Origin of the sequence: Clostridium boliviensis, assembly GCF_033342255.1 — a bacterium.
Classification (GTDB): domain Bacteria; phylum Bacillota; class Clostridia; order Lachnospirales; family Lachnospiraceae; genus Lacrimispora; species Lacrimispora boliviensis.
Genome location: NZ_JAWONS010000278.1, coordinates 13,671 through 37,710 on the forward strand (window position 1 = coordinate 13,671; position 24,040 = coordinate 37,710).

Sequence of the window (24,040 nt, forward strand, 5' to 3'; positions counted from 1 at the left end):
AGAAATGGAAGAGAATAAATCTAACGCAAGGATGAGAATCCTTCAGACCGGAATCCTCATCCTCAACATTATATCAGTAATGGGGATCAGCATTTTTATATACATTACAATCGAAAAAATCCGCAGATCATACGGTGCAAGAGAATTCTTAAATGAAATTCAGGCTATCGTCTGGTATCCCTATGCCAAAATATGGCTCTGCGCCCTGCTGTTAGGTTTTCTCACCTTAAGCATGGTAATCAGAGACCGGCTGTTTCCAAATAACAGTAAGGTTATTTTAACTAGTCTGGTAGCAGATTTTATCGTATGCTTTGCAATTATCATTGAACTGAATTTCAACTACAACGGAATTCTTCTGCTGGTATTTTCTAATGTAATTCTATATGTAAAAAACGGAAAATCCAGATACATACTGGCGGCTGTTGCCATTGGAAGCTTTATATTGGCTGATTATGAACTGTTGTCCATTTCCTACAGACTGTATTCCATCCAGGATTATATTGCTTTTTACAGCGCATCCCAACAGCAGTATTTTCTGAGTATTTATAACATCTTTATATCCTTAAATGTAATCTTATTCGTGACTTACTGCGTCAATATTATCAACGAGCAGCAGGGAAACATCGATGAGATACATGGGTTAAACGAAAAGCTGCATGATGTGAACGAACAGCTGCAAAAGTATTCTCTTATGGCGGAAAAAATGGCAGAAACCAGAGAACGCAACCGTCTTGCAAGGGAAATCCATGATACACTGGGACATACACTTACCGGGATTTCAGCGGGAATTGACGCTTGTCTTGCGATCATTGGCACTTCACCGGAACAGACGAAAAAGCAGCTGGAGCTGATATCTAAAGTTACCAGAGACGGAATTAAGGACATCCGCCGTTCCGTCAGTGAATTAAGACCGGATGCCTTAGAGCGCTTCAGCCTGGAAATGGCCATTAATAAGATGGTAACTGATTTAAATGCCGTTTCGGATACCAGAGTCTATTTTGACTGCAGGGTAAGTAATTTAAAATTCGGTGAAGATGAAGAGAATGCTATTTACCGCGTGGTTCAGGAAGGAATCACCAATGCCATACGTCACGGGCTGGCCAAAGAGATATGGGTAACTATGAAAATGGAAGAGGACGATATCCTGATTCAGATTAAAGATAATGGAATTGGATGTAAGGAGATGAAAAGCGGTTTCGGTACCAAGCATATGAAAGAGCGGATTCGTATGTTAAACGGAGCCGTGACATTTGACGGGAGCAATGGTTTTATCGTAAATGCAAGAATACCAATCCGGAGGGGAGAATCCTATGATTAAAGTATTGATTGCCGATGATCAGGAACTGATACGCCAGAGTCTGCAGATCGTTTTAAACAGCAGGAAAGACATGACCGTTACCGATGTGGCGGCTGATGGCCAGGAGGTGATGCGGTGCATCCGTAAAAGTAAGCCGGACGTGATTTTAATGGATGTGCGTATGCCAAAAATGGATGGGGTCCAATGCACAAAACTCATTAAGGAAAGCTGCCCTCAGATAAAGATTATTATACTGACCACCTTTGATGATGATGAATATGTGTACAATGCTTTAAAATACGGTGCCAGCGGATATTTACTCAAAGGAGTCTCCATGGAAGAGCTTGCCAATGCAATTACTACTGTTTACAATGGCTGGGCGATGATTAATCCGGATATTACAGCAAAGGTGCTGCGGCTGTTTTCTCAAATGGCTAAAGCAGACTATTCCATTACGGTAAAAGAAAAAAATATGGATGAACTGACAAGAGCGGAATGGAAGATCATCGCACAGATTGAAAAGGGAGCAAGCAACCGGGAAATCGCAGGAACTTTAAACTTATCAGAGGGAACCGTACGAAATTATTTAAGTACCATTTTAAATAAACTGAATTTAAGGGATCGGACCCAGCTTGCAATCTGGGCAGTTCAGAGCAATGTCAGGAATAAGGTGGAAGGACGGATCGAGGAAACAGAGGGAGCGTTATGAAGAAAAGAAAACTCATCCTGACCGGGGTGATACTTTTGCTTTTGCTGTCGGGGGGATGCCTTCTCTACAATAGAAGCAGCCGGCCGGTTATACTGGAATTCGGCATGTTTACTGGCAGTAACTGGGATGTTGCAAGTGCCAACAGCTTTAAAATTATGGATCGTGCCATTGCAGATTTTGAAAAAACGCATCCGAATGTGAAGATTCATTATTACAGTGGAATTGCAAAAGAGGATTATTCCGAATGGTGCGCAAGAAAACTGCTGGAAGGAAAAACACCGGATGTGTTTATAGTGCTGGATTCTGACTTTGACAAATTTACATCCCTTGGAGTTATGAAAAACCTGGATGATCTAATGTCCTCTGACAGCAGCTTTCACAAAGGGGACTTTTTTGCTACCGCTTTAAACACCGGCCGAAACGGAGAGCATCAGTATGCACTCCCTTATGAAGTAGTGCCAACCCTGATGTTTGTTAATAAGTCTCTTCTTGCAAAAGAAGGCATCGAGATGCCAAAAGAAGACTGGACCTGGGAAGATATGGACCGGATCTGCCAGAAAGTCACAAAAGATACGGACCAGGATGGACTTTTAGACCAGTTTGGAACCTATAATTACAGCTGGAGGGATGCCTTATACACCTGCGGCGGCAAATTATATGAGAATAATCAGGCTCAGATTTCCTTTACGGACAACCGCGTCTTAAATGCAGTCAAATACATCAAACGCCTGAATGATATCAATCAGGGCCAGAATGTAACACAGGAAGATTTCAACGCAGGAAAAGTGGCATTTATGCCTCTTACGTTCGCAGAGTACCGCACTTACAAAACCTATCCGTACCGGATTAAAAAATACACCAAATTTCAGTGGGACTGCATCACATTCCCGGCAGATAAAGAAGGTGGAAATATATCCAAGGTGGATGCCCTGCTAATCGGCATCGGCAGCAGAACCAGACATGAAACCCTTGCCTGGGAGTTTTTAAAGCAGCTGACCTATACCAGAAAGATGCAGATGGACGTCTACCGTTATTCCCAGGGAGTTCCGGCTTTAAAAGCAGTCGCTTCTTCCCAGGAGGGGGTGGATTGTCTTCAGGAGGACATGGATGAAGGAGAGCTGGTCATAAGCAGCACACTTCTATGCCATGTCATTGAAAACGGGATTATCGAACCCAAGCTTCTCCAGTATCAGCAGGTTATGAATCTGGCAGACGGGGAGGTTTCCAAAATTCTGCAGGAAAATAAAAATGTGGACAGCAGCATGAAGATCTTTCAGCGGACAGTCAGTAAATATTTGCAGCAGCAGAAATAACAGAAAAGAGGCAGATTAATGCATTTATGGAAAATTGACAGGTTCCGATTCATCAATATCCAATGATGATAAAGAGCGAGAAAGAACAGGCACTTTTTGAAATGGTTGACGATTATATCGAACAGGCTTAATTTATAAATTTCACATGAATAGGGTGGTTGCAAGCGTAAATAATCTATTTACAGGAGCAGCTGCTCTGTTTTTTTGCAATAAACAGTTGACAAATTAATTATATAGCTGTATTATTGTATTAAGCAATTAATACAGTAGTACAATATGATGCGGAGGAGGAATAATAAATGGCATGGGAACTTAAGAATGACCGCCCTATCTATATTCAACTAATTGAGCAGATTCATTATCGGATTATATCCGGTGAATACGAATCAGGTTCCAAGCTTCCAAGCGTCAGGGATTTAGCTGCAGAAGCTTCTGTTAACCCGAATACGATGCAAAAAGCACTTTCTGAACTGGAACATAGCGGTCTGCTGGTTACCAATCGTACCAGTGGCCGTTTTATTACGGAGGATCAATCAATGATACAAAAAATGAAGATGGAATTGGCGAAAGAGCAACTGGAAAACTTTTTGGAACAATTAAAAAAACTGGGATTCAGTGACGAAGAGGTAAAAACGTTTATTCTCGAATCTGTCCGGTAAACAATATTTCATATATGGGAGGTAATAAGTATGAATCCATTACTTGAATGTAATACGTTAAGCAAACGCTACGGCAGTGTAACTGCTTTATCAGACATCAATCTGACATTGGAAAGAGGCAGAATCATAGGACTTCTTGGTCCCAACGGAAGTGGAAAGACCACATTGATTAAGCTGATCAACGGATTGCTGGTTCCATCTGGCGGTCAGATACTGATTGATGGTACAAAACCAGGAATAGAAACGAAAAAAATTGTTTCCTATCTCCCGGATAAGACCTACTTAAACAATTGGATGAAAGTTAAAAATCTGCTGGATTTTTTTGAAGATTTTTATAATAACTTTGATAAAAAACGTGCCTATGATATGCTGGAAAAACTTCATATCAATCCTAATGACTCTTTAAAGACAATGTCAAAAGGAACAAAAGAAAAAGTGCAGCTGATTCTTGTTATGAGCCGGAATGCTGACCTTTATGTACTGGATGAGCCTATTGGCGGCGTTGATCCAGCTTCCAGAGATTACATCCTGGATACAATTATCAGCAATTACAGTGAAAATTCAACAGTCCTCATATCCACACACCTGATTGCAGACATTGAAAATGTTCTGGACGAAGCGATTTTCATTCAAAATGGCCGCATCACCCTTCAATCCTCAGTAGATGATATCCGTGTGAAAGAAGGAAAATCGGTTGATGCGTATTTCAGGGAGGTATTTAAATGTTAGGAAAATTGATTAGACACGAATTAAAAGCAACAGCACGCTATTTTTTACCGCTGTTTCTGATTGCTATTGCACTTACGCCAATTACCAGATTTACACTATGGATTGGAAATTATCCTCCGATTTTACAGTTTATTCCCACCGTTATTGTTTTTCTATATGTAGCTACTTTGATCATTGTTGCAAGTGCAAGTATCTTACTGATTATTCACCGTTTTTATAAGAGTATGGTTACAGATGAGGGTTATTTAATGCATACCCTTCCGGTTTCAACAGAGAGTCATATCATTTCAAAACTGACTGTCGCCAGTATTTGGACCGTCAGCAGCTGGCTGGTGATATTCATATCAATATTTGGTATGTTTTATACGTCAGATCTTTTTTCTGTATTAACTGATAAACTTTCATATGCCTGGTTCTATATTAACACCACAATGAACAGTTCCCTGCTGGTCCTGTTTATAATTGAATTCCTGTTTATGTTTTTATTTGGTATCTTTACATCACCTTTAATTTATTACGCAGCCATAGCGCTGGGTCAGGTGATCAGCAAGAATAAGATTTTAGGCGCTATTATCGGGTATTTTATTATCCAGATAGCATCACAGATCATTGGGGTAATTGTCATGGTGCCCCTTGGAGTTTACGGAGATAAGCTTAATGAATCTGCAAATTCCATACTTGCCTTTTTTGCAAATTTCTTTTTCCCGATAATGATTCTTTTTGCAGTCTTCATGCAATTACTTCTTTTTGGAATTACGGATTATATTTTCAAGAAGAAACTGAATCTGGAATAATCCATTCTGGCATTGATTCATTTTATGGGTCAATGCCTTTTTTGTTCCAATTACTGTAGTTTTGGCGAATAGTATTGCTTAATCCTGTAAAGTATTTTATAATTAAACTTTGATCTATAATAATGTGCATCTGGCACAAGATAAAAAGGAATTAATATGAAAAAATTAGCTTTATCAGACGAAATACTATTAAGTATTGAAAAACCTGCCCGGTATATTGGGAATGAAGTCAATATGGCAAGAAAGGATCCTGATTCAGTAGACATCCGATTCGGTATGTGTTTCCCGGATGTTTACGAAATTGGAATGTCCCACCTTGGAATACAGATTTTATATGATATGTTTAACAGGAGAGATGACATCTACTGTGAACGTATTTTTTCTCCATGGACTGATTTAGACAAGATTATGAGAGAGAAGAAGATTCCTCTTTTTGCGCTGGAATCTCAGGATCCGATTAAGGAGTTTGATTTTATTGGAATCACACTCCAATATGAAATGTGTTATACCAATATTCTGCAGGTCCTGGATCTGGGCCAGATTCCCCTTCATGCATCCGACCGACAGGAGAGTGATCCCATTATCATCGGAGGCGGTCCCTGTGCATATAATCCGGAACCTCTTGCTGCATTTTTTGACATGTTTTATATCGGTGAAGGAGAAACTGTTTATTTTGAACTGATGGACCGCTATAAGGAGAATAAAAAAGCAGGGGGCAGCCGGAAAGAATTTCTTGAGATGGCCGCTGAAATCGAAGGAATCTATGTTCCTTCTTTTTATGATGTATCCTACAATGAGGATGGCACTATTAAAAGCATGACACCCAACAACCCCCATGCAAAGGCAACCGTTACCAAACAGCTGGTTGTTCGTATGGATGATGCTGCTTACATCGAAAAACCGGTTGTTCCATTTATAAAGGTAACTCAGGACCGTGTTGTTCTGGAGATTCAACGAGGCTGTATCCGGGGCTGCCGCTTCTGTCAGGCAGGCAATGTTTACCGGCCGATGAGAGAGCATAGTCTGGAGTATTTAAAAGATTACGCCTATAAGCTGTTAAAGAGTACCGGACATGAGGAAATCTCCTTAAGTTCCTTAAGTTCCAGTGATTACAGTGAACTGGAAGGAATCGTTAATTTTTTAATTGATGAATTTAAGGGCAAAGGCGTCAATGTTTCTCTTCCTTCTCTTCGTATCGATGCATTTTCGCTGGATGTTATGAGTAAAGTACAGGATATCCGTAAGAGCAGTCTGACCTTCGCTCCGGAGGCTGGCTCTCAGAGACTTCGGGATGTGATTAATAAGGGGCTCACAGAAGAAATTATTTTAAAAGGAGCCGGGGAAGCGTTCCGTGGAGGCTGGAACCGGGTAAAACTCTATTTTATGCTGGGACTTCCTACGGAGACAGCAGAGGACATGGAAGGAATTGCAGAGCTTTCAGAGAAAGTGGCTGAAGTTTACTATGAAATACCCAAAGACCAGCGCAACGGAAAGGTGCAGGTTGTTGCCAGTTCCTCATTCTTTGTACCGAAGCCATTTACTCCATTCCAGTGGGCAAGAATGTGCACAAAGGATGAATTTTTGCAGAAAGCCTATCTGGTGAAGGATAAATTCCGTACTATGCTCAATCAGAAGAGCTTGAAATACAATTATCATGAGGCAGACTTAACGGTTCTGGAAGGAGTTCTTGCAAGAGGAGACAGAAAGATATCGGCTCTGATTGAAGAAGTCTACAGAAACGGTGCTCTTTATGACAGCTGGTCTGAACATTTTAAAAATGATATCTGGATGAAAGCATTTGAAACTTGCGGTCTGGATTCCGATTTCTATACAGTCAGGGAAAGAAGCTTAGACGAGGTATTTCCATGGGACTTTATTAATGCAGGAGTATCAAAGGAATTTCTAAAAAGAGAATGGCGAAATGCCATTGACGAGAAAGTCACCCCCAACTGCCGGATGCAGTGTACTGGCTGTGGTGCCATGAGTTTTCAAGGAGGTGTCTGCAATGAAAGTAAGAATTAAATTTGCGAAACAGGGGCCTGTCAAGTTTGTTGGCCATCTTGATATCATGCGCTATTTTCAGAAGTCCATGAGAAGAGCTGATGTTGATATTAAATACAGCGAGGGCTTCAGTCCTCATCAGATTATGTCTTTTGCAGCACCATTAGGCGTCGGTCTTACCAGTAATGGGGAATATATGGATATAGAGGTACATTCCATGGCGGACTGTGAAACCTTAATGAAGCAGCTCAATGATGTGATGGCAGAAGGGATTACCGTTACCGAATGTCACCGGCTCAATGATAATGCAAAGAATGCCATGTCTTTAGTTGCTGCCGCAGACTACACCGTTACCTTCCGGGAAGGGAAGGAACCCGATGATAAAAAGGGCTTTTTTGACGGTCTTCTGGCATTTAAAGAGCAGGATCATATTCTGATTATGAAAAAGTCTAAAAAGGGGGAGAGAGAAGTAGATCTTAAGAATTATATCTACCACCTTTCCGTCATAGACAACAAAATTTTTATGAAGCTATCAGCAGGAAGTGCAGACAACTTAAAACCGGAGCTGGTAATGGAAGCATACGACCAGTGGAGAGGGGAAGCCAGCCCGGAATTTGCATTTTGTATCCAGAGAGAAGAGGTATACGGAAATACAGGTGATGAGACCAATCCTATTCTTGTTCCTCTGGGACTTATAGGAGAATCCGTTGAATAAATTGATTATAACCAGATGGAATGGCTGCGTAATCACTTTTCTGCAGTCAGGGAGGGTAACCCTTCAGATTGATATGGAGCCGGAGGAGGGTCATTCATTTCTGGGGAATATTTATATAGGAAAAGTAAAAAATATCGTAAAAAATATTAATGCAGCATTTGTGGATATTGGTAATGGACAAATGGGGTATTTAAGTCTTACAGACTCATCGGTTCATTTTGCAGACGGACGTCCCTATGACGGCAGACTCCGTCAGGGTGATGAGATTGTCGTCCAGGTGGAACGGGATGCGGTAAAGACGAAAGCTCCTGTTCTTACAGGGAATTTAAATTTGACGGGCAGATACTTTGTTCTGACTTCCGGGAAAAAGCAGATTGGTTTTTCAGGCAAGATCCAGGATCCGGCATGGAAACAGCAAATGAAAGAATATCTGGAAGGTATGAAAGAGGACTGGGGAATCATTGTAAGAACAAACGCTTACTCTGCCTCCATGGAAGCCTTAAACCAGGAATTAATCCAGCTGAAAGAGAAACTGACCGGTATTCTTACACATGCCGGACACAGAACCTGCTACAGTCTCTTATACAGTTCTGCGCCGTCTTATTTAGGCGGCCTGCGTGACAGCTTCCGGTCTTCTCTTGAATCAGTAATAACCGATGAGCCGGATATTTATGAGGCAGTTAAAGAATATCTAACAGAACATCAAAAAGAGGATCTGCATCTTCTGTCTTTTTACGAGGATTCTCTGCTTCCTTTAAAAAAGCTGTACCAGATTGAAAAAACCGTAAAGGAAGCACTTGGCAAAAAAGTTTGGATGAAATCCGGGGGGTATCTGGTCATTGAGCCAACCGAAGCCTTAGTTGTTATCGATGTAAATACCGGCAAGTACTCAGGGAAAAAAGCGCTCCGGGAGACGATCATGAAAATAAATCTGGAAGCGGCCGGGGAAATCGCACATCAGATCCGGCTTAGAAATCTGTCGGGAATTATTGTAATTGATTTTATTGACATGGATAATGAAGAAGATAAGATAATATTATTAAAGCGTCTGGAAGAAATTGTTTCTAAAGATCCTGTTAAAACCACAGTTGTTGAAATAACCAAACTGAATCTGGTTGAACTGACAAGGAAAAAAATTCGAAAGCCCCTTTATGAACAGGCATTACAGATGGGGGATATTTCATAATGAAATATCCCCCTCTGTCCAGGAATGTCATGAAGTCTGACCAACCTTCTTTTTCTGATGCCAGATTCTAAAATTGACTGCAGACAGAATAACAACAAAAACCACATTAAAAACCAGGATACTGATTGCAGCTACAATTCCCACACGGTCGGCTGCTCCGCCGACAATCTGGGGAGTGAAAATACCTCCCATGGCAGAGATTGCAGTCAGTAGTGACATTCCAAAGGTAGAGCCCTGAATCAATGGTCCTGCATTGGCAATACAGGTAGGATAAATTCCGGAGAGAAAGTAACCAAGTCCCAGCAATGAGATTGTCACCAGAGGTAACGAATTTACTTTAATCAGGATAAATAAGCAGACTGCACTTCCTATAGAATGAATCAGCAGTATGGTGCTTCTATGCATTTTTTTAGACATTGCTGCACAAACTAACCGTCCCCCCATAATAACCAGCCAGGTAAGAGACACCAATGTTGTGGCAAATTCAGCACTCATCACTCCTGTATTCTGAAGATAGGTAACAAACCATCCATTGATGCAGTTTTCAACTCCAAGATAAAAAAACAGAATAAAAGCAATGCAGTAAAATGGAAAAGAGCGTAGAAATCCTCTGTTCCCAGCAACTGAATTGTTGGATTTACTTTTTCTGTCATCGATTAATTGATAATTCATGGTCCCATATGAGATTGCGGAGAAAATCGTTAATACAACGATCAAATAGAGGGTTATTTTCCAACCAAATCCCAGTTTCATCATCGCTGCTGTAAGCAAAGGAGCAAGGAACGCCCCGACTGCAAAGGAACAGTGAAGAATATTCAGCTTACTGGTGGCTGTATCTCCATAGATATCGTTGACTGCCGCATTATTTAATATAGTAATGCAGCCCCGCGCAAAGCCGTAAAGCAGTATAACAGCGTACATGACTGCAAGCGGAGGTAAAAGGCTTAAAACCAGCAGGGAAGATGGCACAAAAAGAGTAACTATGGTAATGGATTTCTTTTTCCCCATAAGAGAAACCATAACAGGGAAAATAAAACTTGAAGAAAGATTGCCAATAGCCATAATAGATAAAAGTCCTCCGGCCGCAAGAAAGCTGATTCCCGCTTCCTTTATTATAGATGGAAGTATGGCTCCTATAACTAAAACCGCCATGCCGCTGACAGCATATCCATAGCAGCAGCGGATAAAAATTGAATTTCTTTGATCTGTTTTCATTGGTATATTACCCCCTTTTATAGTCAAACTTTGACCATTATACTAAGAGTTCTGGGAAAATACAAGGAGAAGTCATAAAAACCACGTTTTTTCTGATAATTTTGCAGAAAAAATATTGACATAACCTTTTAGAAATGCTATATTTATACAGTATGCCGCACAATGAGGTTAAAAAGTTTCTGTTGTTACAGAACACCATAATTGGCGAGTAATGATAATAGGAGGTGCCATATGTACGCAATTATTGCAACAGGTGGTAAGCAGTACAAAGTAGCGGAAGGCGATATCATTAAAGTTGAAAAGCTTGGTGTTGACGCTGGTGAAGCTGTCACATTTGACCAGGTACTTGTTGTAAACAATGGTGAATTAGCAGTAGGCAGCCCGACTGTAGCAGGTGCTACCGTAACAGGTACAGTTGTTAAAGAAGGCAAAGCTAAGAAAGTTATTGTTTACAAGTATAAGAGAAAATCTGGATACCATAAGAAGAATGGTCACAGACAGTCTTATACTCAGGTTAAGATCGAAAAGATCAATGCTTAATCATGATAAGAGTAACCGTATTTGTTGATTCAGAACAACGTTATACAGGAATTGAACTGTCAGGACATGCTGGGTTTGCTGATAATCATCAGGATGGACAAGAACTTGTCTGTTCCGCTGTTTCAGCTTTAACTTTTAATATGTCCAACAGTGTGGAGCATTTCACAGAGGATTCTTTTGAAGTGAATCAGGAAGAAAAGACAGGTTCTTTTCAGTTTCGTTTTACTTCTGACATAAGTTCCGGGTCGCAGCTCCTTATGAATTCTCTGGTATTCGGATTACAGGATATTGAGGAAGAATATGGAGAACCATATATTAAAATCCGATTTAAGGAGGTGTAAGTGATGTTAAAGATGAACCTTCAATTTTTCGCTCATAAAAAGGGTGTTGGTTCTACAAAGAACGGCAGAGATTCCGAGTCTAAGAGATTAGGTGCCAAAAGAGCTGATGGACAGTTCGTGTTAGCTGGCAATATTCTTTACAGACAGCGTGGAACTCACATTCATCCAGGCATCAACGTAGGCCGCGGCGGTGATGATACATTATTCGCTTTAGTGGATGGCGTTGTGAGATTTGAGAGAAAAGGCAGAGACAAAAAGCAGGTTTCTGTTTATCCAAAAGCAATTAACGAATAATTGGACCGGCTTCATACCTTGACGTATGGAGCCGTTTTTTACGATACGCCCATTAGTCTGAATATAGAATAATGGGATTTGGTTTTTTTATCAGTAGAAAGGAAACAGGTGAATGAATGTTTGCCGATAGAGCAAAAATATATATAAGATCCGGAAAGGGCGGCGATGGTCATGTCAGCTTCCGGAGAGAAATTTACGTTCCCTGCGGCGGACCCGACGGCGGTGACGGGGGCAGAGGCGGTAATATTATATTTGAAGTGGATGAAGGACTGAATACATTAAGTGACTTCAGACACATTCACAAGTATACCGCGCAGGATGGAGAACCAGGCGGGAAACGCCGGTGTCACGGAAAAGATGGCGGCGACTTAATTATTAAGGTACCGGAAGGGACCGTTTTAAAGGATTTTGAATCTGGAAAAGTCATTGCCGATATGTCCGGAGAAAACCGTCGTGAGGTTATCTTAAAAGGCGGCAGAGGCGGACAGGGTAACATGAATTTCGCTACCCCTACCATGCAGGCGCCGAAGTATGCTCAGCCGGGACAGGCCTCCCAGGAGCTTTGGGTTCAGATGGAATTAAAGGTAATCGCTGATGTCGGATTAGTGGGATTTCCCAATGTTGGAAAATCGACTCTATTATCAAGAGTCAGCAATGCCAGACCCAAAATTGCCAATTACCATTTCACTACGTTAAACCCTCATCTGGGAGTAGTTGATATAGATGGAGGAAACGGTTTTGTCATGGCAGATATTCCCGGACTCATTGAAGGAGCTTCTCAAGGTATCGGACTGGGACATGATTTCCTTCGCCATATTGAGCGGACAAGAGTACTGGTTCATGTTGTTGATGCAGCTTCAACAGAAGGCCGTGACCCGATCGCCGATATCATAGCCATTAATAAAGAGCTTGAAGCCTATAATCCAGATTTAATCAAGCGTCCTCAGATTATAGCTGCAAACAAGATTGATGCCATTTATGAAGATGGTGAGAGTCCTGTTGACAAACTGAAAGCTGAGTTTGAACCTAAGGGTATTAAAGTTTATCCCATCTCTGCAGTCAGCGGACAGGGAGTTAAGGAGCTGCTATATGCTGTCTGTGAACTGCTTAAAACAGTCAATTTAAGTCCTATGGTCTTTGAAAAGGAATTTGACTTAAAGAGCCTGTCCGGAGTAATGCTGCCTTACTCTGTGGAAGTAACAGAAGACGGAGTCTATGTGGTTGAAGGCCCCCGTATTGAAAAAATGCTGGGTTATACGAATCTGGAATCTGAGAAGGGCTTCAGTTTCTTCCAGAAGTTCTTAAAAGACAATGGAATACTGGAAAAACTGGAAAATGCCGGAATCAAGGAAGGCGATACGGTCCGAATGTATGGTCTTGAATTTGACTATTACAAGTAACAAGGAGAATAATATGACAAGTAAGCAGAGATCCTATTTAAAAGGATTAGCGATGAATATAGATCCAATCTTTCAGATTGGAAAGTCCAGCTTAACCCCTGAGATCACAAATGCGATCGCAGAAGCTTTAGAAGCAAGAGAATTAATTAAAATAACTATATTAAAAAATTGTGCAGACGACGGAAACAGCGTTGCCTCAGTTCTGTCTGAACGAACCCGTTCTGAGATCGTTCAGGTCATTGGAAGAAAAATTGTACTTTATAAGCAGGCGAAAGACGAAACAAAACGAAAAATTGTTCTTCCTAAATAACGAAGCCTGATTTTCAGGCCAGGGAGTCGATAATTATGGGTAATATAGGGATAATGGGCGGAACATTCGATCCGATCCACAATGGGCATCTGATGCTGGGAGAACAGGCATTTGAGGAATATCAGCTGGACGAGGTATGGTTTATGCCCTCCGGGCATCCACCTCACAAAAATGATAGAAAGATAACGGATCCTGCGGTCCGCCTTGCGATGACGAAGCTTGCTGTTCGCGGAAAAACAGGATTCATCTGTTCAGATTTTGAGGTCAGAAGGAATGGCAGTACCTATACTTCTCAAACCTTGAAGCTGTTGCGGGAAGCATATCCGCAGCATCACTTCTTTTTTATCATAGGAGCAGATTCTCTTTATGAAATTGAGAAATGGTATGAGCCGGAACAGGTTCTGTCTCAAGCTGTATTTTTAGCTGCCAGGCGGGAATATGAAGATGCTCACCCATCCATGGAGAAGCAGATAGCCATACTCCATAACAAATACAACGCAGATATTCGAATTCTTCACTGTGAAGAGATGGATATTTCTTCCGAAATGCTGCGGGAACGGATTGCAAAAGGTCTTTCTGTTTCAGAATATGTACCCTCTGAGGTATCTAGATTTATTAACAATCAAGGCTTATATCAGGAGAAGGATAAAGCATGATAGATGTTATTATGGAATTGAGAAACGATTTAAAAGAGAAATTGAGCCCTTTAAGATACGAGCACACGTTAAGTGTTTCTTTTATCTGTACCGCATTGGCAATGTGTTACAGTTTTAATTTAGATCAGGCTGAGCTTGCCGGTTTGCTCCACGACTGTGCAAAGCACTACGGAAATGAAGAGATTATTAAAAAATGCCGGAAACAGGATATTCTATTAACTGACGATGAACTTAAAGCCCCAGTCGTGCTTCATGCCAAATATGGAGCATGGCTGGCGGAGCATAAATATAATATAACTGACCAAGAGGTGATAAATGCCATACGGTGGCATACGACAGGAAGACCCGACATGTCCCTGCTTGAGAAAATCGTATTTACGGCAGATTTTATAGAACCAAGACGGGAGAGGGCACCGGATCTGCTTCATATTCGTTCTATTGCATTTACAGATTTGGATGAATGTGTTTATCAGATTCTTAAGAATACTCTTGAATATCTGGAAAGCAAAGGAAAATTTGTGGACTCTGTTTCAAACCAGGCATATGCTTATTATAAACAGGTTCATAACGAAAAGAAGGGAGAAACAAGATGAATCAACCCATGGATATGGTAAAAACTGCTTATGCAGCTTTATCTGATAAAAAAGGCGAGGAAATCAGCATCATTGACATACGAAACGTATCAGTTCTTGCAGATTATTTTATTATCGCCAGTGGTACCAATTCCAACCAGGTACAGGCAATGGTGGACAATGTAGAAGAGGAACTTGGGAAAAAGGGATATGTGTGCAAGCAGATAGAAGGCTACCAGAATGCCAATTGGATCCTTATGGATTATGGCGATATCATTGTTCATGTATTCGACAAAGAGAACCGTCTTTTCTATGATCTGGAGCGAATCTGGCGAGATGGAAAGACAATCGCTGTGGAAGATCTGGAAGAAAAATAGATTTAAATAGTTTAAGTATATTAATGAGCGGCTTCACAAATTGTGTAAGCCGTTTATTTTAGGGTCAAGGTTGACATAAATTCATTATGTCAACCTTGACCCTATTTCATTTAGTGAATTCCCAGTCTGAACAATCCAATCACTTTACCAAGAATATCCACATGATCTACAATAATAGGGTCCATAGAATCATTCTCAGGTTGAAGTCTGTATTGTCCTTTTTCTTTAAAGAAGCGCTTTACGGTAGCGGAATCATCTACCAGTGCTACAACGATCTCTCCATTTTGCGCAGTGGAACAGTGCTCCACGATAATCTGGTCCCCTTCCAATATTCCTGCATTAATCATGGAGTTACCCCTGACCTTTAACATGAACGTCTCTGTATTCGGCAGAAGATCGGAGGGAATGGGATAGTAATTTTCAATATTCTCTTCCGCATACAGAGGCTGACCAGCAGCAACAGTACCCAGTATGGGAACGTTCACAACTTCCCGGCGGGTAAGATTAAAGCAGTCATCAATAATCTCAATTGTACGTGGTTTGGTCGGGTCTCTTCTAATATACCCTTTTTCTTCAAGCGTTTCTAAATGAGAGTGTACCGATGATGTAGACTTCAGATGAACCGCTTCGCAGATCTCTCTTACTGCAGGCGGATATCCCTTCTTTAAAATAGTCTCTTTTATATATACTAAAATCTCCTGCTGTTTGGGTGTAATTTTTTCTTGCGCCATAACACAGCCTCCTCATTCCTATTCATTAAAACTATAGTAACATATGTTCGAGAAAAATGCAAACCTTTGTTCGAAAAAATGCAAAACAGATTGACAAACGTATGTTCTTAGTGCTATTATTAATTCAGACAAAAGGAACATATGTTCTTGCTTGAGGAGGAATGCATATTATGAAACAGTTGATCATGTTAACACTGACAGTTTTGCTGGGATCTCATTTTTGCGGACATTCCCTGATGAATGTATTGGCAGGAGAAGTGGGGACTCCGTCATTGGAAAAGTATTATACCAGTATAGAGATCATGAACGGAGACAGTCTTTGGAGCATTGCCGGCCGTTATGCTGAAAACAGCGGGATGACAACCGCTCAATATGTACAGGAATTAAAAAGTATGAACCGGTTGAAAGAAGATACCATTCATTCCGGCCAGCATCTGACTGTGGCCTATTATGTTGAGAGCCAGGAAAAATAGCCTGGCTCTCAACCATATCAGAAGAAATCATGTTTTTATATGCTGTAAATAAATGAATGTCCTGTTAATACGATTCTTGATAAATAATACAATATCTGAAATAAATAAAAGAGGAGGGGCTATATTAAACCCTTCCTCATATATTTATACTTCCCTCAATTTCACTTTATTTCTGGCGCTGCGTCGGCGTTCATCCTCCAATGCCGCATAATGCTTCTTTGTAGTATTTACATCAGAATGTCCCAGAACGTCTGCCACTAAATATATATCGCCGGTTTCTTTATAAAGAGAGGTTCCATAGGTGCTGCGAAGCTTATGGGGAGTAATCTTTTTTAAAGGCGTCACCAGTCTGGAATATTTTTTAACCAGATTTTCCACACTGCGGACACCAATTCTTTTTTTCTGTATAGATAGAAAAAGAGCCTGTTCATTGCCCGCTTCAGGGTTAATCTGATAGCGTTCTTCCAGGTAATCCTGAAGAGCATCCTCAACTTCAGAACCGAAGTAAACCGTTACCTCTTTTCCTCCCTTTCTATGTATACGTATGCCACCATTTTTGAAATCAATATCATTAAGGTCCAATCCAACACATTCTGAGACACGAATTCCCGTACCAAGCAAAAGCGTCAGCAGTGCAAGATCCCGAACTTTTGTTTTCTCATGATAAGCCTTTTGCTTATCTGTTAAAGATTCTCCTTTTTCCACTTCATCCAACAGCAGTGCAACTTCATCTACATCCAGACGAATAATTTCTTTCTCATGCAGTTTAGGAAGCTGAATAAGGGCTGCAGGATTGTTTTGAAGCCGTTCATTGCGGTAATAATAATTATAAAAGCTTTTCAAAGAGGATACTTTTCGCATGATTCCGCGCTCTTTGTTGGTTATTTCCTGATTTTTATCATTAAAACGATATTTTAAGTATTCCATGTATTCCTCAATATCAACAACCCTGAGTGTGTTTAGAAAATCTAGCGGAATTTCTCTCATTTGAATTTTACGAATGACTGGATTTTCTTTCTGAAGGAAATCAAAAAACACCTTTAAATCATAAGCATAAGCGATCCTGGTCCGAGAGGACGTGCGAGGCTCAATGCCACGGAAAAAGTCACCACAGAAATGGGGGAGTTCTTTGATCAGTTCACGCAAATGCTTTACATTTTCTATGTCTTTTTGCTGATGGTAGGAGAGAGTACTTTTCATGGATTCACCTCTTTCATTATTTAAGTATTTATGAGTAAAGCAATAATTGAATAATCACTTTACTTATTTTAGCAAAATTACAATAATAATACAAGTCGACAACATTGCATACCATATACATTTTAGCAAGGCTAAAAGTTACCATTAGAAAGATATAGCCAATGGGAGCTTAAAAATGCTATTTTTAACTATTTTGTAAGGATTTAAAAGTAATTTTTTATATCTTTATTACAATATCTAATCTATACTAAAAAAAGAAAGGAAGGTGACCCAATGGTTTTTCTAAAAAAGATAGAAGTGGAGCAGATTAGAAAATGAGGAAACTACTTATTTTCTTAAGCGGGGTTTTGTTTTACTTTCTTATTTCTACTTTAATAAGCAGATTGTAATCTGTCCAAAGGCGATTTCTAGCCTATACAGGAATGGTAATAATGCAAGACAGGTCAGAATATATCCGAGAATACAATATACAAGCTTTATAAGGAGACCGGTGAGATAAATCTTATATATAAATCTGTAAAAGTATATATTCCCATTGGTGAATATTATGCCATAAAGCATATTACAAAGGATATAAAGAGCTATGAGTCGATTTGTGAAAGCCTTTGTTGACGAAGATATGAACAAGACTAAAGAGCAATGGTATAGGCTATGAAGATATAAAAATAAGAGGGTCACAAGCCATGATTAAACGCCATGGTCTGTTAACCCTCTTTTTCTATACCAACTATTCGTTAAACTAGACTTTCGCGAATAGTTGAAACCGTCACTTACCAAGTTATAACCGAAAAAAAATTACTGCTGTTTTGTCGTTTTTCCGTTCGATACTATTCATTGTAGTATATCATAATATCATTAAACTAGTCTAATGATATTATAAAAAATGATGCATTTTTCTGCGCATCCCCTTACAATACGGACAAGGCTCCTTTTTCCGCTTTTGATAATATAATATCATTTTCTCCTTGGGGCTACAGGTCGGTTCAGGTTCCGCCGGTTTCCAGCTACTCTACAGCATTGATCGGCTGCTCTCTTGACCTTTCCGAATTTCTTGGCCAGCTAAGTATACCTTTACCTTACAGGACAACAAATCTGTTAAAAAGCAACCAGAGGCCTTGCGACCTTACATATTCTGGTGTATAATATGGATATAATTATACAAATATTATGAATCAGGAGGGATCGTATATGAACATTAAATCATCAGCCGACTTGAGAAACAAATATTCGGAAGTTTCCGAATTGGCAAAAGTTTCCGGTGAACCTATTTATATTACGCTTAATGGGAATGGAGATGGAGTCTTTATGAGCATCGAGGCCTTTGAAAAGAGGGAAGAACTTTTGTTGATGAGAAGCCGGGTGCTAGCGGCCGAAAATGCGCGCTTGGCCGGCGGTAAGACACACAGCCAGGATGAAGTAGACGAAAGGTTTAGAAAACGCTATGAGAATTGAATATTTAGATGCTGCGTTGGCAGACCTAGATAATATAACGGATTATTATGCTCTGACCTTCAACGTAGAAAGTGCATATAAAGTATATGAGCAGATCAGAGGGAGTATCGTTCGCCTGGCAGATTATCCTTACTCCGGTGTACCAGCGAAAGATGAACTTTTAAGAAAATTAGGCTACAAAGAGCTTTATTCAGGGAGATTCGTTGTAATCTACCGGGTAGAACCGCAGGATAATAAAATTTTTATTTATCATATTGCAGATACACAAACCGATTATCCAAAGTCATTTAATAATTTGAAAATTGATCATAAATAGCTATATAACACTGGATATGCTACCACATTTTTGCTACTGGTCTCAAAACGGAGGTGGGCTACTTATCAACTCCCGACAGCTGCTACTCTTATCTTCTGTTTCGCACTATAACACCAATCAGTTTTGTCGCTTTTCTCTCCCTATCTCCGCTTTTATCTTTTTTATTGTTAATAAAAAAGCGACAAAACTATGTCATTTTATTTTGTCGTTTTCAGGGTTTTGTCGTTTTCCAAATTTCTGCGACAAAGCCCTCCTGACTCAGTCTTTATAAAGGGTCCCGGACTTCCGGAGTTTTGTCGGAAATTTTTCGGTTATCTGTTACTGTTGGATTTGCTCTGATTGTTGTATATATCAGCTTCCTTCTGATAATAAATTAGATAAATAATTCATTCCCAGAAAGAAGCCATTTATTTCCTAGGCACAAAAGTTAATGCACTACCGATACTTATGAATCCATCGTAATGTATTCCACTGAATCAGTGCCTAAAAATAAGTTTAATTCATCGTTTCTTCTGTCCACCAATCCCTGAAGCCTTTTACCTCCTGCTTTTGTATAGGTAAAGCCTTTAACAACAGCTTTTTTGCAGGCAGATGATATTGGTTTTTTATATGTATTATTATCATTCAATGCTACATACAAATCATTAGTTGTTTTCAGAACCGGGTCTTTGCCAACATTGAATATCAGAGATACAACTGCATCAAACTGATCTTGATTCATCTTAGATAACTTAGGTAAAGTGTTTGCAGCCTCTTCAAACGAACTTATATCTGATGTAAATAAACTATTAGCTTTAGTTTTGGTGATTTTATCTCCCACCTTTAATTTATCAGCCGATGTAACTTTATGACCGTAACCAACTGTTGGATATCCAGCTGCATCTTCGTAAACTGTTAAGTCAGGTTTTCCACCAATACATTCATGTTCCTTAATAAAAGTTTTTCCTGAAGAACTAACATTCATGTTCTTTTCCTCCTTAAAATTTTATAATATTTAGTCAATATATAACTGAGCAAATATTTTGCCGGCGTTTTATATTTGTTTCAGTTACATAATATAAAAAGAAAAAAAGTATTATTTTGTAAACTATTATTAATAATTCTCTTGATATCCCACAATTAATGCTAAAATATCATAAGTTGCAGTAAATCTACAGATAAAAAAAGAAGAATAAATAAGGATATCCCTATTTATTCTTCTTTTTTTATTTGATATTATTGTTCTACTTCAAATTAAGACATTAGTTATTAATAGCAAAAATACGTAATCCTTCTTTATCGTTAATATAGTTTATCCATATCTTTCCATTTGCAAGCATAATTCCTGTAGGGTTGCTATCTAAATATTTTGTATATGCTTTTGATAGTACATGTTTAAAATCAGAGTTTATTATATCATCATATTTTTTTTCGAATTCCTCGGCACTATTAATAATTGTTTTTTTCTCATTTATTTTTATATTAATGGGGTAATCAATAAGCTCTGCAAAATCTTGCTTATTATTTTCAATAATATATTCTTTGATTTTTTTTGCAAATTTTTCTATATCCTCTGTATTAGTGCCAGGTATCGAATAGCGCGTTTCATATGTATTGCCTATTGCATGCGTATACACAAGGGAAAAATGGGATTTCTCAACATTTGTAAAGTTTCCATCCAATAATTCACCTTCCTTTGTATCAGGTTTAATTGTACCGCTAAAAATTATATTATTATTTTCATTGTGCAAAATAAAAGAAGCATTATCTAATTGTATTTTTCCTTGCAATTTTATTTCGCCATCATCGTCATTTTGTGTAATATAGGAAGCGGATAGTTGTTCACCATCTCTATAAATAGCCATACATATATTTTGATTCCCAATATTACCTTCAAAAACGTTATTTATATTATTTTCTATAACTAATTCTACTTTTTCAATATCTAAATTATTTGTATCAGAATCTATAGCTATCTGATTCTTTGTTTCTATATTATTATTAGAAGAGACGTATTCATTTGTATTTGTTGTAACATATGTTAAGTCCCTTCTCTGGCAGCCTGAAATTATAATACAACAAATAAAAATATAACTAAAAACAGCACTTTTCTTATACATTATAAAATCTCCTTTAAATAAATTAAGATAATTAGGACGACTCTATCACATCGTAATGTTATAGCAGGGGTGCCAATTTTTCAGTTCACCGCCCCGATTGCTATTTTCCTCTTATTAATCTTTTAATAAATGCTAATCTGCTTAACCGTAAAATATACATTAAACTTAGGCTAGCATGACCACTAACTCTAATAATACCATTTCATAACATCTATACTTGTATGGTTGGTGTTGGTTTGATTCCACGTATTATTTATAAGTTCCACACTTTTACTTGAAGCTATAATGTGTGCGACCTTTTACCCTATCTGTTTTCACAGACTTCATTGAATCAGGATTAACTAAATTATACCATAAAATTTAGTTTCACTCACCTCCTCATCAAAAAAGCCTAATAATACATAACAAAAAGTGTCCTTTTTTTCATAATCATAGCATTCCTTATTTCGTTATATCTTGTAGTTATAAACCGTCTTCTATTATATAAACGTTTTAAATCTATAACTAGTAACACTTTTTTGTTTTATTAAATCAAATTATATTAAAATGCTTGCATTTGTATCATAGAAGTACTTTTAGCAATGTGATTCCTCCTCCTTTGCTGCCTTGCTTTATGGAGCAGTTTTGTTATTTACGTTCTACTCTCCTCCTATTGTCATGTATGCCTGAAAGGTATCTGATTAAGTGACAAGGAGCATGGGGAGAATAGTGGAATACTCCCCATGCTCCATATATTTCATTAAGGGCTGTTCCAGTCGATCACAGCAGTCAGATACAGGAACCCATACAGGTAATACCACCGTATTAATTCCTGTCGTATTAACATTTATTGTGATTTACATAACAAAGGAATTATGAGATTCGCTCTTCTCTCTTGTAATTGACTTCATACTCTTCAATGTACTTTTTTTATTAAGTATTCTAGTTAAAATGAAAATCAAAGGAGTTTTGAGCCTGAATAAATATATCTCGCATAAAAAGTTCATAATTTTCTCTTTGTGAATGTCTATTTCCTCTATATATTTTTTTTGAAGTTACAATATCATTTAACATATGTGCATCAAGATAACTAATATTGCAGAATTCATCATTTTCATATAAGTATTTTAAAGTTTTACCAATATTTAAAAGATCCTCATAATGCTTTCCACATGAAAAACCTTCAATCATTGAATCGTCGAAAAAGGCTGCGTAGAAAAAAAGCGATTTAGCAAGCCAGCCTTTTTCCGCCATACTGTCGTTTGTACTATTTGATAAAACAAAATTCAAATAATCTGTAAATTCTATAAACGATCCTGTAGTTGTTTTTATACCTACAATTGGGTACCACAAACCTTTGATCTTACCATTATTAGTACCTGATGAACTGTAATAAGCTAATGTTACTCGTTCTGCCCCATCATAATATAAGATATTTACATCAATTAAACCAATCATTCTGAAATGTTTAACAGAGTATACATTAGCACAAAAACTTTTCTTATGAACTTCTAAAATACGTGGTGAAATGTTCACAATGATTCTCTCCTGTTTTGAATAATTCATTACTTACGATATGAACCATACAGTTAAGAAATGTTTTCTTGACCATATGGTTCATTATCATTAAAGACTTTCATTTTTAATTTCTTGAAGATCATTTTCTATTTGTTGCAAATTAGTATAACTATCTTCAATTCCCATAAGTTTTTTTAAAAACAATTTTTCATGTTCGTTTATATCAAGTTCTTCGTACCAGGCCTTCTCTTCCAGCCCTAAGTCTTGATAACACGATGTATAATATAAATGAATCAAAAAATCTCCAAAGTACCAATAATCCGTTTGTTGAGTATATTTTTTATTGTCTATATATCTAGCTAATCCAAAATCAATTAAAACAATATCTCGATTTCCCCTTAAGATAACATTGGGTGGTCTAATATCTCTATGAACAATATTCTGTTGATGCAATATTGCTATTATCTCTAGTAACTGAGTGGCGATTTTGTATATTTGAACTTTATTAAATACATATTCATCATTAAATAATAAATCTTCAAAAACTTTCCCTGAAATATATTCTAATACATATGCTTGTATATCCTCGTCTTCCAATTTTTCAATAAAGGCGGGAAACTTAGGATTATTTATACTTTTTAATATTTCTTGTTCGTAATACAGTTTCTTTTTAGATGTTTTTAACGTGTCTTTTTTTAATTGTTTTATAATGCATTTTTTAAAATTGCTATTTTCTGCTAAATAAACAATTCCATATCGCCCTTCGCCTATCTTATTTAAAATAGTATAGCCGTTTAGTGTTTCACCAGGTTGATAATATTTGTCCATACTATTAATACTTTATCTTTTCATTTAAAAATACTATCTACTATAACTATAAGAACGACTAGATGATCTGCTTGATGCACTAGAACGGCTAGTTCTTCTATAGTAAACATGGCCTTTATTTGATTTGAATTTTTTGTTTTTCATAATACCCCTCCTTTTATTTGAATTTGTATTCAAATAATTTATCTAATTTTCTTAATCGTACTGATATGGATTAGCTATACATTATATTATGAATTGCTTATTATTTTGTTACATTCTGCGCGCTCTCTATTTGGTTGTCCCGGGGAAGCGACTTTGCGAAGGAAATCGATTGATGGCTTATCGATTTATTCA

At 38.2% G+C, this 24,040-nt stretch carries 27 protein-coding genes; 20 read left to right on the forward strand and 7 right to left on the reverse strand.

Annotation, left to right across the window (positions count from 1 at the left end):
* Nucleotides 1-4: 4 nt before the first annotated feature.
* From RZO55_RS18185 to RZO55_RS18225, 9 genes are all read left to right on the forward strand, one after another.
* On the forward strand, nt 5-1,318 hold the full coding sequence (locus RZO55_RS18185; RefSeq protein ID WP_318065679.1) for a sensor histidine kinase: 1,314 nt from the start codon (nt 5-7) through the stop codon (nt 1,316-1,318).
* Entirely contained in the window at nt 1,311-2,006 is a 696-nt protein-coding gene (locus RZO55_RS18190; protein WP_318065680.1) for a response regulator transcription factor, read from the forward strand. The genes RZO55_RS18185 and RZO55_RS18190 overlap by 8 nt, the downstream gene beginning before the upstream one ends.
* On the forward strand, nt 2,003-3,319 hold the full coding sequence (locus tag RZO55_RS18195) for an ABC transporter substrate-binding protein (RefSeq protein WP_318065681.1): 1,317 nt from the start codon (nt 2,003-2,005) through the stop codon (nt 3,317-3,319). Before RZO55_RS18190 ends, RZO55_RS18195 begins: the two co-directional genes overlap by 4 nt.
* A gap of 299 nt (nt 3,320-3,618) precedes the next feature.
* Nucleotides 3,619-3,978, forward strand: coding sequence for a GntR family transcriptional regulator (locus tag RZO55_RS18200; protein WP_318065682.1), 360 nt, complete (start codon nt 3,619-3,621; stop codon nt 3,976-3,978).
* 30 nt (nt 3,979-4,008) lie between these two features.
* Nucleotides 4,009-4,707 (forward strand): ABC transporter ATP-binding protein, encoded by a 699-nt coding sequence (locus RZO55_RS18205; protein ID WP_318065683.1) that lies wholly within the window; start codon nt 4,009-4,011, stop codon nt 4,705-4,707.
* Entirely contained in the window at nt 4,701-5,501 is an 801-nt protein-coding gene (locus tag RZO55_RS18210; RefSeq protein WP_318065684.1) for a hypothetical protein, read from the forward strand. Before RZO55_RS18205 ends, RZO55_RS18210 begins: the two co-directional genes overlap by 7 nt.
* 156 nt (nt 5,502-5,657) lie before the next feature.
* The gene (locus tag RZO55_RS18215; RefSeq protein ID WP_318065685.1) at nt 5,658-7,523 is read left to right on the forward strand and encodes a TIGR03960 family B12-binding radical SAM protein; all 1,866 of its coding nucleotides are present in this window, start codon (nt 5,658-5,660) and stop codon (nt 7,521-7,523) included.
* Nucleotides 7,507-8,217 carry a TIGR03936 family radical SAM-associated protein gene (locus RZO55_RS18220; RefSeq protein WP_318065686.1) on the forward strand — a complete coding sequence of 237 codons (711 nt, stop codon included), beginning with the start codon at nt 7,507-7,509 and terminating at the stop codon, nt 8,215-8,217. Before RZO55_RS18215 ends, RZO55_RS18220 begins: the two co-directional genes overlap by 17 nt.
* A complete protein-coding gene (locus tag RZO55_RS18225; RefSeq protein ID WP_318065687.1) occupies nt 8,210-9,403 on the forward strand; it encodes a ribonuclease E/G in 1,194 nt (397 codons plus the stop codon). Before RZO55_RS18220 ends, RZO55_RS18225 begins: the two co-directional genes overlap by 8 nt.
* Before the next feature lie 27 nt (nt 9,404-9,430).
* Here RZO55_RS18225 and RZO55_RS18230 read toward each other — a convergent pair whose 3' ends face one another.
* Entirely contained in the window at nt 9,431-10,618 is a 1,188-nt protein-coding gene (locus RZO55_RS18230; protein ID WP_318065688.1) for an MFS transporter, read from the reverse strand.
* 231 nt (nt 10,619-10,849) lie between these two features.
* On the opposite strand from RZO55_RS18230, the gene rplU reads away from it, so the two are divergent.
* The 8 genes from rplU to rsfS all read left to right on the forward strand — a co-directional run bounded on the left by rplU (nt 10,850) and on the right by rsfS (nt 15,108).
* Nucleotides 10,850-11,158: a 50S ribosomal protein L21 gene (gene rplU, locus RZO55_RS18235; protein WP_318065689.1), complete on the forward strand. Its 309-nt coding sequence runs from the start codon at nt 10,850-10,852 to the stop codon at nt 11,156-11,158.
* A gap of 2 nt (nt 11,159-11,160) precedes the next feature.
* Nucleotides 11,161-11,499 carry a ribosomal-processing cysteine protease Prp gene (locus tag RZO55_RS18240; RefSeq protein ID WP_318065691.1) on the forward strand — a complete coding sequence of 113 codons (339 nt, stop codon included), beginning with the start codon at nt 11,161-11,163 and terminating at the stop codon, nt 11,497-11,499.
* A 3-nt stretch (nt 11,500-11,502) separates the two neighbouring features.
* A complete protein-coding gene (gene rpmA, locus RZO55_RS18245) occupies nt 11,503-11,793 on the forward strand; it encodes a 50S ribosomal protein L27 (protein ID WP_097004202.1) in 291 nt (96 codons plus the stop codon).
* A 116-nt stretch (nt 11,794-11,909) separates the two neighbouring features.
* Entirely contained in the window at nt 11,910-13,193 is a 1,284-nt protein-coding gene (gene obgE, locus RZO55_RS18250; protein WP_318065692.1) for a GTPase ObgE, read from the forward strand.
* Nucleotides 13,194-13,206: 13 nt separating this feature from the next.
* Complete coding sequence (gene yhbY, locus RZO55_RS18255; RefSeq protein ID WP_318065693.1) at nt 13,207-13,503, forward strand: ribosome assembly RNA-binding protein YhbY; 297 nt, start codon at nt 13,207-13,209, stop codon at nt 13,501-13,503.
* A 35-nt stretch (nt 13,504-13,538) separates the two neighbouring features.
* Nucleotides 13,539-14,159: a nicotinate-nucleotide adenylyltransferase gene (gene nadD / locus RZO55_RS18260; protein WP_318065694.1), complete on the forward strand. Its 621-nt coding sequence runs from the start codon at nt 13,539-13,541 to the stop codon at nt 14,157-14,159.
* Nucleotides 14,156-14,752, forward strand: a complete 597-nt coding sequence (yqeK, locus tag RZO55_RS18265; protein WP_318065695.1) for a bis(5'-nucleosyl)-tetraphosphatase (symmetrical) YqeK — start codon at nt 14,156-14,158, stop codon at nt 14,750-14,752. The genes nadD and yqeK overlap by 4 nt, the downstream gene beginning before the upstream one ends.
* Nucleotides 14,749-15,108: a ribosome silencing factor gene (gene rsfS, locus RZO55_RS18270; RefSeq protein WP_318065696.1), complete on the forward strand. Its 360-nt coding sequence runs from the start codon at nt 14,749-14,751 to the stop codon at nt 15,106-15,108. The genes yqeK and rsfS overlap by 4 nt, the downstream gene beginning before the upstream one ends.
* A gap of 110 nt (nt 15,109-15,218) precedes the next feature.
* Here the strand turns inward: rsfS and lexA are convergent, their stop codons facing one another.
* Nucleotides 15,219-15,839, reverse strand: coding sequence for a transcriptional repressor LexA (lexA, locus tag RZO55_RS18275; protein ID WP_318065697.1), 621 nt, complete (start codon nt 15,837-15,839; stop codon nt 15,219-15,221).
* Between the two features lie 170 nt (nt 15,840-16,009).
* Here lexA and yneA point away from each other — a divergent pair, with 170 nt between their 5' ends.
* Entirely contained in the window at nt 16,010-16,312 is a 303-nt protein-coding gene (gene yneA / locus RZO55_RS18280) for a cell division suppressor protein YneA (protein WP_318065698.1), read from the forward strand.
* Between the two features lie 144 nt (nt 16,313-16,456).
* Here yneA and RZO55_RS18285 read toward each other — a convergent pair whose 3' ends face one another.
* Nucleotides 16,457-17,512: a tyrosine-type recombinase/integrase gene (locus RZO55_RS18285; protein ID WP_318065699.1), complete on the reverse strand. Its 1,056-nt coding sequence runs from the start codon at nt 17,510-17,512 to the stop codon at nt 16,457-16,459.
* Nucleotides 17,513-18,700: 1,188 nt separating this feature from the next.
* Between RZO55_RS18285 and RZO55_RS18290 the strand changes: the two genes are divergently transcribed.
* Both RZO55_RS18290 and RZO55_RS18295 read left to right on the forward strand, forming a co-directional pair.
* Entirely contained in the window at nt 18,701-18,964 is a 264-nt protein-coding gene (locus RZO55_RS18290) for a type II toxin-antitoxin system Phd/YefM family antitoxin (RefSeq protein WP_314463345.1), read from the forward strand.
* A complete protein-coding gene (locus RZO55_RS18295) occupies nt 18,954-19,280 on the forward strand; it encodes a type II toxin-antitoxin system RelE/ParE family toxin (protein ID WP_318065700.1) in 327 nt (108 codons plus the stop codon). The genes RZO55_RS18290 and RZO55_RS18295 overlap by 11 nt, the downstream gene beginning before the upstream one ends.
* A gap of 445 nt (nt 19,281-19,725) precedes the next feature.
* On the opposite strand, the gene RZO55_RS18300 is transcribed toward RZO55_RS18295, so the two are convergent.
* The 4 genes from RZO55_RS18300 to RZO55_RS18315 form a co-directional block, all read right to left on the reverse strand.
* On the reverse strand, nt 19,726-20,244 hold the full coding sequence (locus RZO55_RS18300; RefSeq protein WP_318065701.1) for a lysozyme: 519 nt from the start codon (nt 20,242-20,244) through the stop codon (nt 19,726-19,728).
* A gap of 277 nt (nt 20,245-20,521) precedes the next feature.
* Nucleotides 20,522-21,379, reverse strand: coding sequence for a hypothetical protein (locus RZO55_RS18305; protein ID WP_318065702.1), 858 nt, complete (start codon nt 21,377-21,379; stop codon nt 20,522-20,524).
* 921 nt (nt 21,380-22,300) lie between these two features.
* A complete protein-coding gene (locus tag RZO55_RS18310; protein ID WP_318065703.1) occupies nt 22,301-22,894 on the reverse strand; it encodes a hypothetical protein in 594 nt (197 codons plus the stop codon).
* A 90-nt stretch (nt 22,895-22,984) separates the two neighbouring features.
* Complete coding sequence (locus RZO55_RS18315) at nt 22,985-23,704, reverse strand: protein kinase family protein (protein ID WP_318065704.1); 720 nt, start codon at nt 23,702-23,704, stop codon at nt 22,985-22,987.
* Nucleotides 23,705-24,040: the final 336 nt, after the last annotated feature.